Genomic DNA, 15342 nt, shown 5'->3' on the forward strand with positions numbered 1-15342 from the left:
TACCCTCGCAATTACGGAGAACCCACCCCATGGACCACAGCGATAGCCGCCACCTGCAGGCCCAGCAACAGACCCCCTACTACGCCGAACAAGGCGGCGAAGCGGCCCTGTTTGCCCATGCTTTCGAGCAAAAACTGCCGGTGCTCATCAAAGGGCCCACGGGGTGTGGCAAAACCCGTTTTGTCGAACACATGGCCGCGCGGCTGGGCCGCCCGCTCATCACGGTGAGCTGCCATGACGATCTATCGGCCGCCGACCTGGTCGGTCGCCACCTCTTAACCGATGGTGGCACCGTCTGGTCCGACGGCCCCTTAACCCGCGCCGTGCGCCAAGGTGCCATCTGCTACCTGGACGAGGTGGTCGAAGCGCGCAAAGACACCACCGTCGTGCTGCACCCGCTGGCCGACGACCGCCGCGTGCTGCCGATTGAGCGCACCGGTGAACAAATTAGTGCGGCCCCTGGCTTCATGCTGGTGGTCAGCTTCAACCCTGGCTACCAAAACGTGCTCAAAAGCCTGAAACCCAGCACACGCCAGCGGTTCATCGCCCTCAATTTCAACTACCCCGCCCCCGAGGTCGAGCTGCGCATCGTCGCGCACGAAGCCGGGGTCGATACCCTCACCGCCCAAAAACTGGTGGGCCTGGCCCAAGCCCTGCGCCGCCTGACCGAGCAGGACTTGGAAGAAACCGTCAGTACCCGCCTGTTGGTCATGGCCGGGCGCTTGGTGGCCAGCGGCATTGCCCTGCCCACGGCCTGCCAGGCTGCGGTCATTGATGCCCTGACCGACGATGCCGAGACCGCCGCCGCCCTGGCCGAAGTGGCCGCCGCCGTGTTGGGTGAAGCCTCGGCACCCTAATTTAAAAAATAAATAGCTGTTTGCGCTTATTTAACAAAGCATTCAAGATCAAAAACCTTGAATTGCTTACATACAAAGCGCTAACAGCTATTTTTTATGAGGAAAAAGCAGCATGGAAGAATGGGTTGGCATTCAATGGCACCGCTTCATCACCCGCGCCGCCGATGGCCGTGACAACCCCGGTGCCGTGCGCCTGGAAGCCGTGCAGCGCAGCATCGGCCTGATGTTTCGCGCCGGCGGCGGTGCCCAGGCCGTGCGCTTGGCCCCAGCCAACACCACCCGCGTACACAACCAACGCAGCCTGCTGCAACGCATTGCCGGCAGCGCCACCCACGCCTATCTGGGCCAATGGCAGCCCGATGTGCTCTCGCTGCCCCCGGCCATCAGCGTGTTTAGCGATGCCCAGCAAAACCGTGCCCTGTACCTGTGGCTGGCCGCACTGGCCGCACAAACCCAAGCCAGCAGCGATTGGCTCACCAGCCAAATGCAGGCCACCCAGGCGGCACTGCAAACCTTTCCGGGCCTGACGAAAAACTACCACGCCCTGCGCCAAGCCCAGCTGGCCCAGCGCCCTGCCCTGGCCCGCCTCAAAGGCCGCGCCGCCCAGGCCGAGCACGCCGTGCAATGCGCCCTGCGTGGCGAGGCGCTGCCCAAGGATCGCCCACGCGATCTTCACCAGGCCGATGTGGCCCCGGTGTGGTTATGGCTCACCCAGCCGCCGCTGGCCGCCGAAGCCGCCCGCAACATCAAAGACCAGGACGGCCAACACAACAACGCCCACAACTTAAGCGCCAACGACCGCCGCCGCCGCGCCGCCCAGGCCATCAAGGATGAACGCAACGAAGCGCCCTTCATCATGATGTTCCGCGCCGAATCGTTTATGTCGTGGACCGAATTCACCAAGGTCAATCGTGCCGATGACGATGACGATGACGGCAACCAGCTCAACGCCGCCAACAATATGGACGAACTGGCCATTGCCCCAGATGGCCAGTCCAGCGCCTCGCGCGTCAAGTTTGACCTGGACCTGCCCAGCGCCGCCCACGACGACCTGCCCCTGGGCCCCGGCCTGAAATACCCCGAGTGGGACTACAAGCGCCAGGCCTTGGTGCCCGAGCACTGCAGCGTGCAAATCTACACCGCCCGCGATGCCGAGCCCGCCACCCCGCCCGTGGCCCTGCGCACCACCGCCCGGCGCATGCGCCGGCGCTTGGAGGCGCTGCGGGCCGACCCAGGCCGCGTGCGCGGGCAAACCGAAGGCGACGACATCGACCTGGATGCCTGGATTCGCTACCAGGCCGACCAGGGCCCGCGCAGCAGCACCCCCCCTGTTTTTCAGCGGCGCGTGCGCACCGAGCGCAGCTTGGCCACCGTGCTGCTGGCCGACCTGTCGCTGTCCACCGATGCCCACGTGAATGACACCACCCGGGTGATTGAGGTGATTCGCGATGCGCTCTACGTTTTTGGTGAAGCGCTGCACGCCTGCGGCGACCCGTTTGCCATGCTGGGTTTTTCCTCGGTGCGCCGCACCAAGGTGCGCATCAACCACCTGAAAAACTTTGACGAACCGTGGGACAAGGCCTGCATTGCCCGCATCCACGCCATCCGCCCCGGCTACTACACCCGCATGGGCGCGGCCATCCGCCACGCCACAGCGCAACTGAGCCAGCGCGGCGAGCACCAACGCCTGCTGCTCATCCTGACCGACGGCAAACCCAACGACCTGGACGTGTACGAAGGCCGCTACGGCCTGGAAGACACCCGCCAAGCCGTGCGCGAAGCCCGCCAAGCGGGCCTGACCCCGTTTTGCGTGACCATTGATGCCGATGCGCACGACTACCTGCCGCACCTGTTTGGCTCGCAAGGCTACGCCCTGGTCCACCGACCACAAGATTTGGTACGCCGCCTGGCGGGGGCCTATGCCGGTTTAACGCGCTAAAGCAAGATCGTGCCCAAGCCCTTCGCTGGTAAACTTGACTGCTATCAATTTTTAGTATTTGGTTTGTGTCATGGATCTGCAGCAGTTCGATATTCCCCGTTACTTGGCCAATTTACCGCTGTTCGAAGAAATCGCCCCCGCCGATCTGCAGCGCTTGGCCCAGGGGTGTCGGTTGCGCAATTTCTCCCGTGGGGAGAACATTTTTAGCGTCGGCATGCCTTGCGAGGAATTTCACGTCACCATCACTGGCCAAGTGAAACTGTTCGCCCTCTCGCCCAGCGGCCAAGAAAAAGTCATTGAGCTGGCCGGCCCCGGCATCAGCTTTGCCGAAGCGCTGGTGTTTACCGGCAAGCCCTACATCATCAATGCCCAGGCCTTAAGCGAATCCATCGTGTTAAGCGTGGGCAAAGCGGCCGTGGTGCGCGAGATTGAAGACGACCCGCGCTTTGCCATGCGCATGCTGGCGGGCATCTCGCGGCGGCTGCATGGCCTGGTGCACGATGTGCAGGCCTACTCGCTGCACAACGGCATGCAGCGCGTGATTGATTATTTGTTGCACCCGCTGGAAGAAAATCCGGCCACCAGCAACGCACTCAAAGTATCGCTGCCGGTGAGCAAGGCCACCATCGCCTCGCGCCTGTCCATCACGCCAGAATACTTCTCGCGCGTGCTGCACGAGCTGGAAAGCGCCGGCCTGATCAGCGTGGACAAGCGCGAAATTCATATTCACAACGCCGCCCGTCTGGCCAGCCACTGCGCTTAATCGAGCACCCCAGCGCTGCGCAAAAGCTGCTCCGTCTCAAACAGTGGCAAGCCCATGATGCCGCTGTAACTGCCCTCGATATGGGCAATAAACGCTGCCGCCGCCCCTTGAATGCCGTACGCCCCGGCTTTGCCCATGGGCTCACCACTGGCCACATAAGCGCTGATTTGTGCGGGAGTGAGCGGGGCAAACTGCACCTGGGAAATCGACAGCGCCGCCCAGCGCCCTGCCCCCGATGCCACGGCCACCGCGGTAAACACCTGGTGGGATTGGCCCGACAGCTGCGCCAGCATCTGCGCGGCATCGGCCCCGTTGTGGGGTTTGCCCAAAATCACCCCCTCCAAGGCCACGGTGGTGTCGGCACACACGATCGCCCCAGGCGGCAAACCACGCTGGGCGTGGCGCTGCACGGCCGCTTCGAGCTTCAAGCGGGTGACGCGTTGTACGTAATCCACGGGCGCTTCGCCTGGCAAAGCCAGCTCCAGGGCTTCGGCATCTTCCTGCGGCCCGGGCAAGAGCAGCGCATGGGCCACGCCAATTTGCGTGAGCAACTGGCTGCGCCGTGGGCTTTGGGAGGCGAGGTAAATCAAAGAATGCATAGCAGTTGCCGCTGAAATAAAGGCCATTTCAAGCGATTTAAATGATAAAACCCAATGGTGGCAAGCGCACAGCGCTCTATTTATTCGCGGTGGTAAGGGTGCCCGGCGTTCACCGACCAAGCGCGGTAGAGCTGCTCAATCAACAGCACCCGCACCATGGCGTGCGGCAAGGTCAGGTCGGACAAACGGATGCGCTCATGCGCAGCTTGCTTGAACTGGGGATCCAGCCCATCGGGCCCACCGATGATGAGGGCCACATCGTCCCCCTCGAGTTGCCAGTTTTTCAGCCGCTGCGCCAAGGCCGTGGTGCGCAGGGCCGTGCCGTGCTCGTCCAGCACCACGGTGCGGCTGCCCCGGGGGATGGCCGCTTCAATGCGCTTGCGCTCGGCGGCATACAGCGTGGCCAGGGTTTTGGAGCCGCGCGGCTCGGTCTTGACGGTTTTGAGCTCGACTTTGAGCTCCGGCGGAAACCGCTTGGCGTAATCATCGTAGGCCGTCTGCGCCCAATCGGGCACATGCTGGCCCACCGCCACAATCAACACACGCATGGGAACAAGACTGCAGACAAGCGAGACGGCACAGCCACCAACTTAGGCTTTCTTGGCGGCGGCGGCTTTGCGCACCGCAGCGGGCTTTTTGGCCGCACCCCGGGCTGTGGTGGGCTTGACGACCACGGTCTTGATGGCCGCCTCGGCCTTGGGTGCCGCAGGCTTGCGGGCCGGGGCTTTTTTGACTGCGGCGGCCGCGCCACCGGCGACCTTGGTGGTCGTCATGGGCTTTTTCGCCGGGGCTTTTTTGGCGGCGCTGGCACTGGTAGTGGCACTGCTGGCGCTGCGGGTGCTGGCCGCACGCGGTTTGGTGCTGGCTTTGGGTTCGGCTGCGGTTGTGCTGGCCGTTTTGCGCACGCTGGGTTTTTTGGTGGGGGTGGCGGCCGGGGCTTCTTGGCTGGCATCTTCCGAGGCGGTGCGTTTGGAAACTTTGGCCCCGCCCAGTTTGACGCGCACGGGCTTTTCGCCCCAAATCTCTTCCAAGCGGTAGTACTGGCGAATGGCCGGTTGCATGATGTGCACCACCGCTTGGTTGCAATCGACAATGATCCATTCGCCGCTGGCTTCACCCTCGTGGCGCGGGGTGGCAAAACCGGCTTTTTTCACGGCATCGCGCACGCTGCTGGCAATGGCTTTGGTTTGGCGATTGGAGGTGCCGGTGGCCACAATCACGCGCTCAAACAGCGGGGATAAATGCTCGGTGTCGAACACCTGAATGTCTTGGGCCTTGACATCCTCCAGCCCATCGATGATGGCGCGTTGGAGTTTGGTCAGGTCTTTTTTAACGGCGGTGTTGGAAGTGGAGCTCATCAGGACGGGCAAATCGAAGTAAAGTAAAAAATGCCCCGACCGTTACAACAGCGGGGCAACAAAGGCAATTTCAAAAATTATAGGTTTAAGCGCTAATCCAGTCCCGGCGCACTAGGTATTTGGTGAGCAGCTCGGCTTCGGGGCTGCCCGGCGGGTCTTGGCGCTGGTAGCTCCAGTTGGTGTGCAAGGGCATGGACAACAAAATCGATTCGGTGCGGCCGCCCGATTGCAGGCCAAAGTGCGTACCCCGGTCCCACACCAAATTAAATTCGACGTAGCGGCCCCGGCGGTAGCGCTGAAAATCCACCTGCGCTTGCGTGTACGGCAGGGCCTGGCGTTTTTCGACAATGGGCAGGTAGGCCCCTAAAAACGCATCGCCCACGCTTTGCAGCATGGCAAAGCTGCGCGCCTGGCCCAGCTCGGCAAAGTCATCAAAAAAGATGCCGCCAATACCGCGCTGCTCTTGCCGATGTTTTAAATAGAAGTACTCATCGCACCAGGTCTTGAATCTTGGGTATAGATCAGCACCGAAAGGCGCTAAAGCATTACGGCAAGCGCTATGAAAATGTTGAGCATCTTCTTCAAACCCATACACCGGCGTTAAATCCATGCCGCCGCCAAACCAGCAAACGGCCTCTTGGCCCGCTGGCTGGGCAGAGATCATGCGCACATTCATGTGTACGGTGGGCACCAAAGGATTGACCGGGTGAAACACCAGCGACACGCCCATGGCCTCAAAGGGCGCACCGGCCAACTCGGGGCGGTGCTGGGTGGCCGAAGGCGGCAGCTGCGGCCCGCGCACGTGGGAAAAGCCGCAACCGGCCCGCTCCCAAATGCGGCCACCTTCCAAGATTTTGGTGATGCCATCGCCTTGCAGGCGCTCCTGCGGCCCCTTGGCCCAGGCATCGCGCACAAAGCGGGCTCCTTGCGGGCCTTCCACCTGCTCCAAAGCGCTGGTGATGCGCTCTTGCAGGCCCAGGAGGTAATTGCGCACGCTGCTGCTGTCCACTGCCGTCATAGGGGCTGCCTTGTTTAGCTTTTGATAGCGCGATGGCCAATGTCGCGGCGGTATTGCATGCCATCGAAATGGATGCCCCGGGTCACGTCGTACACCCGCTGCTGGGCCTGGCGCACGCTGTCGGCTAGGGCAGTGACGCACAGGACGCGCCCGCCGCTGGTGCGGGGCTTGCCTTCGGCATCAAGCTGGCTGCCAGCGTGAAACACCATGGCATCGTCCGCTTCGGCCGGTAGGCCACTGATCAGGTCGCCTTTGCGCGGCGACTCGGGGTAGCCTGCAGCGGCCATGACCACGCCCAGCGCGGTGCGCCGATCCCATTCCAGTTCGACCTGGTCCAAGCGCCCGTCGGTAGCCGCCAGCAGCACATCGACAAAGTCGGTTTTCAGGCGCATCAGAATGGGCTGGGTTTCCGGATCGCCCATGCGGGTGTTGAATTCCAGCGTTTTAGGCTGGCCCTGGCCATCAATCATCAGCCCGGCGTACAAAAAGCCGGTGAACGGCACGCCGTCTTTTTCCATGCCGCGCACGGTGGGCAGGATGATTTCGCGCATGGCACGGCCATAGACATCGGCGGTAACCACCGGCGCGGGCGAATACGCGCCCATGCCGCCGGTATTGGGGCCTTCATCGCCGTCTTTCAGGCGCTTGTGGTCTTGGCTGGTGGCCAGGGCGCAGACGTTTTTACCATCGACCAGCACGATGAAGCTGGCCTCTTCGCCAGCAAGAAATTCCTCAATCACCACGCGGGCACCGCCCTCGTTGTGCTGCACGCCAAATTTGTTATCAACCAGCATGAAATCGACCGCGGCGTGGGCTTCCTCCAGCGTCATGGCGACCACCACGCCCTTGCCGGCGGCCAGACCATCGGCCTTGATGACGATGGGAGCGCCCAGTTTGTCGATGTAGGCGTGCGCCGCCACCGGGTCGGTGAAGGTGTCGTAAGCAGCGGTGGGAATGCCATGGCGCTGCATAAACGCTTTGGAAAAGGCCTTGGAGCTTTCCAGCTGCGCGGCGGCCTTGGTGGGCCCAAAAATCTTCAGGCCATGGGCGCGAAATTCATCGACCACCCCGGCGGCCAAGGGCGCTTCGGGGCCAACCACGGCCAGGCCGATTTTCTCGGCCTGCGCCCATTCGCGCAGAGCCACGGGGTCGGTGATGGGCAGGTTTTCGAGCTTGCCGCCGGCCAAGGCGGTGCCGCCATTGCCAGGGGCCACAAACACCTTGGTCGCTTTGGGCGACTGGGCCAACTTCCACGCCAGGGCGTGCTCGCGGCCACCGCCGCCAATAACGAGTATTTTCATAATTCTGCGTTGTGATAGACGTTTTGCACGTCGTCCAGGTCTTCCAGCACGTCGAGCAGCTTTTGCATGCGCTCGGCATCGTCGCCTTCCAAGGCGATGGTGTTTTCGGCGCGCATGGTGACCTCGGCCATTTCGGGGGTCAGACCTGCCGCTTGCAGCGCGTTTTTGACCGCCTCAAAGTCGCCGGGGGCGGTCAGCACCTCGATGGCGCCTTCTTCGTCGGTAATCACGTCTTCGGCCCCGGCTTCCAGGGCGATTTCCATCACCTGGTCTTCGTTGGTGCCGGGGGCAAAAATCAATTGACCCTGGTGCTTGAACTGAAAGGCCACCGAGCCTTCGGTGCCCATGTTGCCGCCGTGCTTGTTAAAAGCATGGCGCACTTCAGCGACGGTGCGCACGCGGTTGTCGGTCATGGTGTCCACAATGATGGCCGCGCCGCCAATGCCGTAGCCCTCGTAGCGGATTTCTTCGTACACCACGCCTTCAAGGTTGCCGGTGGCTTTGTCGATATTGCGCTTGATATTGTCAGCGGGCATATTGGCCGCTTTGGCTTTCTCAACGGCCAAACGCAGGCGCGGATTGGCATCCAAATCGCCGCCGCCTTGGCGGGCTGCCACCATGATTTCACGAATAATGCGCGTCCAAATCCGGCCACGCTTTTCATCCTGGCGGCCTTTGCGGTGCTGGATGTTGGCCCATTTACTGTGTCCTGCCACAAGAATTCCTTTTATGTTGGTTTAATCTCGGGAACCTAAGATTCTACCTTTTGACTTGAAGCCCCCGAGAGGAAACCCCAATATGCCCGCCCCTTTGTCGCTTTTGCCCATCGCCCAGAATGCCCAAGGCGCGTGTGCCTTGCATTTGTCGCTGGCCAATCGCCATGGTTTGATCACCGGTGCCACCGGCACGGGCAAAACCGTGACCCTGCAAAAAATAGCCGAAAGTCTGTCGCTGGCGGGGGTGCCCGTATTCATGGCCGACATCAAGGGCGACCTGACCGGCATCAGCCAAAGCGGCGGCATTGGCGAAAAAATGGCCCGCATTCTGGCCGAACGCGGTATTGAGGTGCCCGACCCAGTCGCCTGCCCCGCTCAGTTGTGGGATGTGTTTGGCCAGCAAGGCCACCCGGTGCGGGCCACTATTTCAGACATGGGCCCCCAGCTCATTGGCCGCATGCTGGGTTTGAATGACACGCAAATGGGGGTGCTCAACATCGTCTTTAAAGTGGCCGATGACAACGGCCTGCTGCTGCTGGATTTAAAAGACCTGCGCGCCATGCTGCAGTACGTGGGCGACAACGCCAAACAGTTCACCACCGACTACGGCAATGTCTCGGCCGCCAGCGTCGGGGCCATCCAGCGCGGCCTGCTGCAATTGGAAACCCAGGGCGGGGAGCAGTTTTTTGGCGAACCCATGCTCAACATCGACGACCTGATGCAAACCGACCCCCAGGGCCGGGGCATGGTCAATATCCTGGCCGCCGACCAGCTGATGCAATCGCCGCGCCTGTATTCGACCTTTTTGCTGTGGCTGCTCTCCGAGCTGTACGAGCGCCTGCCCGAGGTGGGCGACCTTGAAAAGCCGAAGCTGGCTTTTTTCTTTGACGAAGCCCACCTGCTGTTCAACGATGCGCCCAAGGTGCTGGTCGAGCGCATCGAGCTGGTGGTGCGCCTGATCCGCTCCAAGGGCGTGGGCGTGTACTTTGTCACCCAAGTGCCCACCGACATCCCCGACAGTGTGCTTGCCCAACTGGGCAACCGCGTGCAGCACGCCCTGCGCGCCTTTACGCCCAAAGACCAAAAGGCCGTCAAAGCCACCGCCCAGACCATGCGCCCCAACCCGGCGCTCAATATTGAGGCTGCTATTACAGAACTAGCAGTTGGCGAGGCGTTGGTAAGCTTTTTGGATGAAAAAGGCCGCCCAAGCGTTACCCAGCGTGCGTACGTAGCTCCTCCTGGCAGCCAAATCGGCCCGATTGCCGATGCTCAGCGCCAAGCGCTGCTGAACAACTCGTTGGTGGCGGGGGTGTATGAAACGCCGCTGGACCGCGAATCGGCCTTTGAAATTTTGCGCGACCGCGCCAACGCGGCGGCCCAGCAAAGCGCCCAGGCACAAGAGGCTTCATCGGGCCTTGGCGGCGTACTGAACGACTTTTTGTTTGGCAGCACCGGCCCGCGCGGCGGCAAAAAGGACGGGCTGCTGCAAAGCGTGGCCAAGTCCCAGGCCCGCTCCATCGCCAACAAAGCCGCTGGCCAACTGCTGCGCGGCGTGCTGGGCAGCTTGCTGGGCGGGAAAAAATAGCCCTTCCTTGCGCCATCTCACCCCAGGTGACAGCACAGCGGCAGATCCGCTTTTAGAATCAGCCGGTTTGCGGGTGCTGCCCGCCCAGGTTTTTCCGAATTTTTTCACGATTATTTTTTCACGAGACACCCATGAGCTTGCCTTTCAACAGTCTGGTCGATGCCACCCAAGACACCTTGGCCCACACCCGCTACAACATGGTGGAGCAGCAAATCCGCCCTTGGAACGTCAGCGACAACACCGTTTTAAAAGTGCTGCACAGCCTGCGCCGTGAAGACTTTGTGCCCCCTGCGCACTACCAAAAAGCCTTTATGGACATCGAAATCCCCCTGCGCGACGATGCCTTTGCCATCGAGCGCGGCCATTGCATGCTGGCCCCCAAGATTGATGCCCGCATGGCCAACGACCTGCAACTACAGCCCCATGAGCGCGTGCTGGAGATCGGCACCGGCTCGGGCTACATGGCCGCCCTGCTCTCGCGCCTGTGCCAGGATGTGACCACGCTGGAAATCGACCCCGAACTGGCCGAAACCGCCCGCGAAAACCTGGCCACTGCCGAATGCCACAACGTCACCGTGCGCGTGGCCGATGGCAGCCAAGACAGCTTGAGCGATAGCCCGTTTGATGCCATCGTCTTGAGCGGCTCTGTGGCCCAAATCCCCGAAAAACTGCTGGCCCACCTCAAAGACGGGGGCCGCCTGATCGCCATCGTCGGCGACCTGCCCATGATGCGCGTGACCATCGTGCGCAAGCAAGGCGGGCAACTGACCACCACCACTCCCTGGGACACCGTCGCCCCGCGCCTGCAAGGCTTTGCGGACAAGTCCAAATTCGTGTTTTAAGCACGTTTTCAACGCACTGCGATCGGCCCCGGCATGTTTTACCAAGTTCGGCCCAAGCAAATGGACAGTTGGCTGGCCCAATTTGCCGGCCAAGCCCCATTACCCCTGGTGCTGGATGTGCGCGAGCCATGGGAATGCGAGGTCGTGCGCCTGCCTGAAGATGCCCGCTTTGCGCAAGCCTTCATCCCCATGGGCGACATCCCCGCCCGCTGGCAAGACGCACTCGACCCCCAACGCCCCATTGCCTGCCTGTGCCACCACGGTGCCCGCAGCATGCGGGTGGCGGCTTATTTGGCCCAGCAAGGCTTTGCGCATGTGGCCAACATCACCGGCGGTATTGATGCCTGGGCGCACGAGTGCGACCCCAGCATCGGCTACTACTAGCCCCCACGCCCCCTCCATCCACCCATCATGAATGAAGCACGAGCCGCTTGTGCGCCATCATTTTTGGTAAAAATCACTAAAAAATTCATGCGAATACAGCGCAAAACGCTATGCCTTTTGATTGTTCTGGGCCTCAGCTATAGCGTTAGCGCCCAGGCCCAAAGCCTGCTGGATGCGGCCCAAAGCGCCTTGGCCCACGATGCCCGCTGGCAAGCCCAAACCCTCGCCACCCAAGCGGCCGCCCACCGCAGCGCCCAGGGCCGCGCCTTGTTGCTACCGCAAATTGGCCTGCAAGCAGGCACCCAGCACAGCGACAGTGAAGTGCGCCTGAGCACCCCGCAGGGCCAGCAAACGCACCACTTGCCCGCCTGGGAGCGCAGTGCCGGCATTGCCCTGAGCCAGCCGCTGTACCGCCCCGCCAACCTGGCCCAATACCGCCAAGGCCAGCACGCCCTGGAGCTGGCCCAGGCCCAGGAAGCGGCCGCTGGGCAAAGCCTGCTGCTGCAAGTGGCCCAGGCCTATGTGAACGTCTTGCAAGCGCACGATGTATTGCAAGTGCAAACCACCCTGCGCCACACCGTGACCGAGCAAGCCGCCCTGGCCCAGCGCAATTTTGATGTGGGCCTGGTCACCATCACCGATGTGCGCGAGGCCCAAGCCCGCCTCGATGCCGTGCAAGCCCAATGGCTGGCCGCCCGCAACGAGGTGGACATGCACACCCTGGCGCTGCAAAAACTAACCGGCTGGGCCGCCCCCCAACCCTGGCGATTGCCCCCCACAGCCACCCTGCCCACGGTCACCAGCCAGCAGCGCGATGCCTGGCTGGCCGACCTGCCCAGCGCCCACCCTGTGCTGCGCCAAGCCGAAAAAGCCCGCACCGTGGCCCAGTTAGAAGTCACCAAAGCCCAGGCGGGGCACTTGCCCACCGTCGATTTGCAAGCCAGCTACGGCCAGCAGCGCAACCCCGATGGCAGCTTGACCCAAGCGCTGCCACACCGCACCACCGTTGGCACCATCGGTGTCAGCCTGCAACTGCCTTTGTTTGCCGGTTTTGCCACCCAAAACCGCCTGCGCGAAGCCACCACCTTGGCCGCCAAAGCCCAGGCCGATTACGAAGAGGCCCAGCGCAGCCTGGAGCTGGCGGTGCGCCAAGCCTTCCTTGGCTGGCAATCGGCCCAAGAGCAAAGCGCAGCCCTGGCCACTGCCGTCACCTCGGCCAACACCGCTTTGCAAGCCACCCAAACCGGCTACGCAGTGGGGGTGCGCATCAATGCCGATGTGCTGGCCGCCCAAACCCAAGCTGCCAATGCCCAAAAAGACTGGCTGCAAGCCCGCTACCGGGTGGTGCTGGGCTATCTGCAGCTGCGCCATGCGGCAGGGGTGTTGAATTTGGACGATCTGGGCCAGGTCAGCGCCTTGTTTGCCGCTGCTGGCTAAGAACGTGTTCACGATCTAAGAACGTGTTCACGATCTCCTCATGGGTGTGCGGGCGCGGCCTCGGGCGGTCTGCGTCGTTGCAAATCCTCGCAATAGCCAAGCTATTGCTGTGGTTTGCGCCTCGCAACCCATCCCGAACCGCATCCCCCACACCTTCATTCGAGATCATGAACACGTTCTAAGTTTGGTTTTTTAGCCTCTTAGCCTCTTACCGCCGCCGCGCCAGGCTTTTTTGCGCCAAAGCGCGCCGCTGCAGCGATGGGCTGCTGCTGCGCAAAGCGGGCGCATCTGGCAGCGGGCGCTGCTGCAGCTGAATTTTTAATTCCTCGATGCGTTCGTTGGCCAGGTGCAGGCTGTGCTGCGTGGTTGCCAAAACGCTTTGCGCCGCCAGGGCTTCGGTCTCCAGCTGCGCTTGGCGGCTGCGCATTTCGGCCACCAGCGCTTGGGCATCCTGGGCGGCCTGTTGCTGCTGTTTTTTCAGTTTTTCCACCTCTTGGCGGCTGCGGTCCAGCTCGCCCAGCCAGCGCTTTTCATTGCCAGAAAACTGCTCGGCCAAGCGCTGACGCTCTTGCGCCGCCGCTTCCAACGCCGTGCTGTGCTGGCGCCGCTCGGCATCGCGCTGTTGTTGCAGCTCGTCCCACTCCTGGCGCTGGGCTGTTAATTGGGCCTCGCGCTGCTCCAGCTGCTGCTGCATGGCCGCCAGGCGCTCCGACAAATCGGCCTGCTGGTCTTGCGCGAGTTTTAACGCCGCGTCCAGCCCCTGTTTTTGCTGCTGCAAGTTCAGCTCCCCTTGCTCCAAGCGCGCCTCACGCGCGGCCAGGGCCTCTTGGGCCTGCGCCAGCGCCGTGTGTTGATCTTGCAACGCCGTTTGGGCAGCCACTTGCGCCTGTTTGCACGCGGCTTGCCACAAAGCCAGCGCTACCTCTTGCACCACCTGGGGCAAGAGGGCATCGCCTTGCGCTTCATTTTCTGCAGCACTCAAGCGTTGCCCCAAGCGGCCAAACCAGCTTTCCAGCATGGGCCCCACGGTATTGGGCGAGCCCCGCCCCATGTGCTGGCGCACGCGCTCAATGGTGGGACGCTCGCCCTGCAGCAGCACGGCATCGGCCGCGGCCCAAACATCTTGCTCTTGCACGCCACGGGTGGTTTTGGGGGTGATGTACGACATGGTGGATAATTTACTTTTGATAAGTGAAGCTTATCGTTAATTATAAGCTAAATTTATTAAATAACATTTGTATTACATATTATTTCATACAAAAAAATGCAAAAAAAACACTATTCCTCAGAAAACGACAAAAACAAGCCGATTTCGGGCCATTCGTCTGGGGCTTCACATGCAAAAACGCCGCTTGCCCAGCCCGAGCGCCTGGGGGCGGCATTCGAGAGCGCTGCGCCCACCGCCCGCGCGCCTTCGGCCTTGAGCAGCCTGAGCCAGGCCACCTTGCTCGCCCTGCAAGACCTGCTGCGCCAGGGCGAAGCAGAAAACACCCTGCGCAGCTACGCCAGCGCCATGCGCTACTGGGCCGGGTGGATGCAGCTGCGGCTGGGGCAGACCATTGCCCTGCCCTTGTCGATGGAGGTGGTGTTGCAATTCATCGCCGACCACGCCCCGCGCCAAACATCGACGGGCGTGCGCGGGGAGCTGCCGCCCGAGGTCGATGCCGCCCTGGTGCAATCGGGTTGCAAAGCCAAACTGGGGCCACTGGCGCACACCACCTTGGTGCATCGGCTGGCGGTGCTCTCCAAAGCGCACCAAAGCCGCAACCTGCCCAATCCCTGCCAAGACCCCCGGGTGCGCGAAGTGCTCTCCCGCGCCCGCAAAACCTATGCGCGGCAAGGTGGGCGGGTGCAAAAAAAAGCGGCCTTGACCAAGGATGTGCTCCAGCAACTGCTGGCCACGTGTGACGACAGCTTGGTGGGCCTGCGCGATCGGGCGCTGCTGCTGTTTGCCTGGAGCAGCGGGGGCCGCCGCCGCTCAGAAGTGGCGCAGGCCGAGATGCGGTTTTTGCGGCGCTTGGCACCGGGGCAGTTTGTGTATGAACTGCTGGTGAGCAAAACCAACCAAACCGGCCGCGCTACGCCTGACAGCAACAAACCCGTGCTGGGCGCGGCCGGCGCGGCCCTAGAGGCCTGGCTGGCAGCCAGCGCGATTACCGAAGGGGCGATTTTTCGGCGCATCCGCAAAGGCGGCCACCTGGATACCAGCGCGAAAGCGGCGGCAGGCTTAAGCCCTGCGGCGGTGCGTTTGATCGTGCAAGAGCGCTGCCGCCTGGCCGGGGTGGAGGGCGATTTTTCCGCGCACTCCCTGCGCTCGGGCTTTGTGACGGAGGCGGGGCGGCGCAACATTCCCCTGGCCCAAACCATGGCGCTCACTGGCCACCAAAGCGTGCCCACCGTGTTGGGCTACTTCCGCGCCGAAGCGGCCATGCACAACCCGGCGGCGTATTTGATGGAAGAGGAAGAAGATAAGTGAAGCTTTTCCCGCTTTATAGATCAACAATTTCGCGGTTTTTTATTAGTAAATAGCGATTTATTGAGCG

At 62.1% G+C, this 15342-nt stretch carries 15 protein-coding genes; 8 read left to right on the forward strand and 7 right to left on the reverse strand.

Annotated elements, in window-relative coordinates:
- The first annotated feature begins 29 nt into the window (after nucleotides 1–29).
- From ACFO24_RS09200 to ACFO24_RS09210, 3 genes are all read left to right on the forward strand, one after another.
- The gene (locus ACFO24_RS09200; RefSeq protein ID WP_377738074.1) at nucleotides 30–857 is read left to right on the forward strand and encodes a CbbQ/NirQ/NorQ/GpvN family protein; all 828 of its coding nucleotides are present in this window, start codon (nucleotides 30–32) and stop codon (nucleotides 855–857) included.
- A gap of 112 nt (nucleotides 858–969) precedes the next feature.
- Nucleotides 970–2796 carry a nitric oxide reductase activation protein NorD gene (locus tag ACFO24_RS09205; protein ID WP_377738075.1) on the forward strand — a complete coding sequence of 609 codons (1827 nt, stop codon included), beginning with the start codon at nucleotides 970–972 and terminating at the stop codon, nucleotides 2794–2796.
- Between the two features lie 70 nt (nucleotides 2797–2866).
- The gene (locus tag ACFO24_RS09210; protein WP_377738077.1) at nucleotides 2867–3559 is read left to right on the forward strand and encodes a Crp/Fnr family transcriptional regulator; all 693 of its coding nucleotides are present in this window, start codon (nucleotides 2867–2869) and stop codon (nucleotides 3557–3559) included.
- Here ACFO24_RS09210 and ACFO24_RS09215 read toward each other — a convergent pair.
- The 6 genes from ACFO24_RS09215 to ACFO24_RS09240 form a co-directional block, all read right to left on the reverse strand.
- Nucleotides 3556–4158, reverse strand: coding sequence for a Maf family protein (locus ACFO24_RS09215; protein WP_377738078.1), 603 nt, complete (start codon nucleotides 4156–4158; stop codon nucleotides 3556–3558). The genes ACFO24_RS09210 and ACFO24_RS09215 overlap by 4 nt on opposite strands.
- A gap of 80 nt (nucleotides 4159–4238) precedes the next feature.
- The gene (rlmH, locus tag ACFO24_RS09220; protein WP_207574721.1) at nucleotides 4239–4706 is read right to left on the reverse strand and encodes a 23S rRNA (pseudouridine(1915)-N(3))-methyltransferase RlmH; all 468 of its coding nucleotides are present in this window, start codon (nucleotides 4704–4706) and stop codon (nucleotides 4239–4241) included.
- A gap of 42 nt (nucleotides 4707–4748) precedes the next feature.
- Nucleotides 4749–5516 (reverse strand): ribosome silencing factor, encoded by a 768-nt coding sequence (gene rsfS, locus ACFO24_RS09225; protein WP_377738080.1) that lies wholly within the window; start codon nucleotides 5514–5516, stop codon nucleotides 4749–4751.
- An 85-nt stretch (nucleotides 5517–5601) separates the two neighbouring features.
- Complete coding sequence (hemF, locus tag ACFO24_RS09230) at nucleotides 5602–6534, reverse strand: oxygen-dependent coproporphyrinogen oxidase (protein ID WP_377738082.1); 933 nt, start codon at nucleotides 6532–6534, stop codon at nucleotides 5602–5604.
- A gap of 14 nt (nucleotides 6535–6548) precedes the next feature.
- Entirely contained in the window at nucleotides 6549–7835 is a 1287-nt protein-coding gene (purD, locus tag ACFO24_RS09235) for a phosphoribosylamine--glycine ligase (RefSeq protein WP_377738083.1), read from the reverse strand.
- On the reverse strand, nucleotides 7832–8551 hold the full coding sequence (locus ACFO24_RS09240) for a YebC/PmpR family DNA-binding transcriptional regulator (protein ID WP_207574717.1): 720 nt from the start codon (nucleotides 8549–8551) through the stop codon (nucleotides 7832–7834). The genes purD and ACFO24_RS09240 overlap by 4 nt, the downstream gene beginning before the upstream one ends.
- An 82-nt stretch (nucleotides 8552–8633) precedes the next feature.
- Here ACFO24_RS09240 and ACFO24_RS09245 point away from each other — a divergent pair, with 82 nt between their 5' ends.
- The 4 genes from ACFO24_RS09245 (at nucleotide 8634) to ACFO24_RS09260 (ending at nucleotide 12799) form a co-directional block, all read left to right on the forward strand.
- Nucleotides 8634–10136, forward strand: a complete 1503-nt coding sequence (locus ACFO24_RS09245) for a helicase HerA-like domain-containing protein (RefSeq protein ID WP_377738084.1) — start codon at nucleotides 8634–8636, stop codon at nucleotides 10134–10136.
- A gap of 131 nt (nucleotides 10137–10267) precedes the next feature.
- On the forward strand, nucleotides 10268–10978 hold the full coding sequence (locus ACFO24_RS09250) for a protein-L-isoaspartate O-methyltransferase family protein (protein WP_377738085.1): 711 nt from the start codon (nucleotides 10268–10270) through the stop codon (nucleotides 10976–10978).
- Between the two features lie 33 nt (nucleotides 10979–11011).
- The gene (locus ACFO24_RS09255; RefSeq protein ID WP_207574714.1) at nucleotides 11012–11362 is read left to right on the forward strand and encodes a rhodanese-like domain-containing protein; all 351 of its coding nucleotides are present in this window, start codon (nucleotides 11012–11014) and stop codon (nucleotides 11360–11362) included.
- 117 nt (nucleotides 11363–11479) lie between these two features.
- Nucleotides 11480–12799: a TolC family outer membrane protein gene (locus ACFO24_RS09260; protein WP_377738086.1), complete on the forward strand. Its 1320-nt coding sequence runs from the start codon at nucleotides 11480–11482 to the stop codon at nucleotides 12797–12799.
- A gap of 208 nt (nucleotides 12800–13007) precedes the next feature.
- Here the strand turns inward: ACFO24_RS09260 and ACFO24_RS09265 are convergent, their stop codons facing one another.
- Nucleotides 13008–13967 carry a DNA-binding protein gene (locus ACFO24_RS09265; RefSeq protein ID WP_377738087.1) on the reverse strand — a complete coding sequence of 320 codons (960 nt, stop codon included), beginning with the start codon at nucleotides 13965–13967 and terminating at the stop codon, nucleotides 13008–13010.
- A gap of 96 nt (nucleotides 13968–14063) precedes the next feature.
- Between ACFO24_RS09265 and ACFO24_RS09270 the strand changes: the two genes are divergently transcribed.
- The gene (locus ACFO24_RS09270; RefSeq protein ID WP_377738088.1) at nucleotides 14064–15275 is read left to right on the forward strand and encodes a tyrosine-type recombinase/integrase; all 1212 of its coding nucleotides are present in this window, start codon (nucleotides 14064–14066) and stop codon (nucleotides 15273–15275) included.
- Nucleotides 15276–15342: the final 67 nt, after the last annotated feature.

Origin of the sequence: Comamonas denitrificans, from assembly GCF_042654745.1 — a bacterium.
GTDB lineage: Bacteria > Pseudomonadota > Gammaproteobacteria > Burkholderiales > Burkholderiaceae_C > Comamonas > Comamonas denitrificans.

What these genes read in the sequence shown, in the direction of transcription:
- ACFO24_RS09200 (WP_377738074.1), top strand. Translation starts at nt 30, where the DNA reads ATGGACCACAGCGATAGCCGCCACCTGCAGGCCCAGCAACAGACCCCC.
- hemF (WP_377738082.1), bottom strand. Translation starts at nt 6,534, where the DNA reads ATGACGGCAGTGGACAGCAGCAGCGTGCGCAATTACCTCCTGGGCCTG.
- ACFO24_RS09215 (WP_377738078.1), bottom strand. Translation starts at nt 4,158, where the DNA reads ATGCATTCTTTGATTTACCTCGCCTCCCAAAGCCCACGGCGCAGCCAG.
- rsfS (WP_377738080.1), bottom strand. Translation starts at nt 5,516, where the DNA reads ATGAGCTCCACTTCCAACACCGCCGTTAAAAAAGACCTGACCAAACTC.
- rlmH (WP_207574721.1), bottom strand. Translation starts at nt 4,706, where the DNA reads ATGCGTGTGTTGATTGTGGCGGTGGGCCAGCATGTGCCCGATTGGGCG.
- ACFO24_RS09205 (WP_377738075.1), top strand. Translation starts at nt 970, where the DNA reads ATGGAAGAATGGGTTGGCATTCAATGGCACCGCTTCATCACCCGCGCC.
- ACFO24_RS09255 (WP_207574714.1), top strand. Translation starts at nt 11,012, where the DNA reads ATGTTTTACCAAGTTCGGCCCAAGCAAATGGACAGTTGGCTGGCCCAA.
- purD (WP_377738083.1), bottom strand. Translation starts at nt 7,835, where the DNA reads ATGAAAATACTCGTTATTGGCGGCGGTGGCCGCGAGCACGCCCTGGCG.
- ACFO24_RS09270 (WP_377738088.1), top strand. Translation starts at nt 14,064, where the DNA reads ATGCAAAAAAAACACTATTCCTCAGAAAACGACAAAAACAAGCCGATT.
- ACFO24_RS09265 (WP_377738087.1), bottom strand. Translation starts at nt 13,967, where the DNA reads ATGTCGTACATCACCCCCAAAACCACCCGTGGCGTGCAAGAGCAAGAT.
- ACFO24_RS09245 (WP_377738084.1), top strand. Translation starts at nt 8,634, where the DNA reads ATGCCCGCCCCTTTGTCGCTTTTGCCCATCGCCCAGAATGCCCAAGGC.
- ACFO24_RS09250 (WP_377738085.1), top strand. Translation starts at nt 10,268, where the DNA reads ATGAGCTTGCCTTTCAACAGTCTGGTCGATGCCACCCAAGACACCTTG.
- ACFO24_RS09210 (WP_377738077.1), top strand. Translation starts at nt 2,867, where the DNA reads ATGGATCTGCAGCAGTTCGATATTCCCCGTTACTTGGCCAATTTACCG.